Here is a 1,438-nt window from a genome sequence, read left to right on the forward strand (position 1 = left end):
TCTAAACCCGTAAAGTGACTCTTTAAGTGGCTTTACGGGTTTAGAATAGGGAAAGACTAACCAAGACACCCAGTGCGCCGAGATAAATCGGTAGAAGATTGGAGGTGAAAGCCCTCTGCTTATTCTTTATTCGGAATGAGGTTGAGCAAACGGTTCTGTCGCAAATAGCTTTTTTTGATGTTTTTAGCGTTTGTAACTTTTTGTATTTAAAACTTTTAATTTTTTTAAATTAGCTAAAAAAAGCTATTTGCGACAGAACCAAAAATACTCATGAAAACCCCGTGGGAGCGAGGCTGCGAGGCCTCGCCCTATCCCGATAGACAGATGGTAAAATCAAAGACATATCCCTTCCCCATATATTCAAATTGTAATACTGATATATAAAGCATCACCTGACGGAAGAGCATTGCTCTCTATTGTGTTTTTAATTTTATTTCTATAACAAAACTCAATGAAAGACTTTTTAACTAAAGAATGAGATGAAGCCCCTTCTGCAGTTCGTGTCTTTTCCAAGAATCTCCATGTGTATTCAGATTGCGAGCTTGCATGATCACCCGTTTTTTGTGAATTTACTTTGTCGAGGATTTGTCCAAGCATGGTTAATAATGGTCGAGTTCCATTATCTTCTGCCCCTCCCGAGTGCAGCCAACCGGATAAAATGATAGTGTTTAAATTATCATTGAAAACCGAGACTCGAATTGCTGCGCAGCCGGCTACGCCTGGTATTGTAATTGTCGGTTCCGTACCGATTCGATATTTTCCCATATTAAGGCCTTTTGCCCTATCATCCTCGACTCCCTTTCTAAATTCACCACCAGGGACACCTAAGGTTTCGTCATTTTCTAAGCCATTAGAAAAATCCGCAGGTTTAGCATAGTTATTTTGAGCTAAATCACTATGCAACTTTAACTTATCATCGTTCACCCACCCTGGGCCAGAACCGACAATGGATATTGGTTTACACCATGTATGCTCCTTCTTTCCACTTATGCTAAGGTTTATCAAAGGCACCTTCGTTTCAAGCTTGAATTTGGATTGCGCACCGCCAGGTGCTTTCTCTGTCAGTATTTTTTCAGGAACCTTTAGGTCTCTTATTTTTGTATACTTCGGTGAATCATTTTTGCGAAGCGTTGCTTCTTCCTTTATCTCATATATCCCTTCTTTTAGCTGTAATTGAGTTATTTTTTGAGAATTTACATCGCTCAAATTGTTCAGATAGGGTAAAACAGCATTAGGTCGATTATCCACAAACGAAAAACCTTGCTTACCATTACTTTTCTTCTGTCCAATAGAATTAGCTACAGCCCTACTTTTATTCTCTTTTGGGTTCATCTGCAGTGCTTTAGCGCCTAGTACATCAGCCTCTTTTTCCAGTCCTGCATTATCATTGATTACCATGCCGCCGACTGTGGTAGTGGGGTTGACTCGGCCTTGGGCT

The 1,438-nt window shown here is 40.1% G+C and carries 1 pseudogene; it reads right to left on the bottom strand.

The annotated features are described in order from the left end of the window. Window positions 1-360 precede the first annotated feature (360 nt). A pseudogene (locus tag L2764_RS27175) lies at window positions 361-1,438 on the bottom strand (hypothetical protein); the annotation flags it as partial.

The sequence above is a fragment of the Shewanella surugensis genome (assembly GCF_023284005.1).
In the GTDB taxonomy this organism is placed as follows: domain Bacteria; phylum Pseudomonadota; class Gammaproteobacteria; order Enterobacterales; family Shewanellaceae; genus Shewanella; species Shewanella surugensis.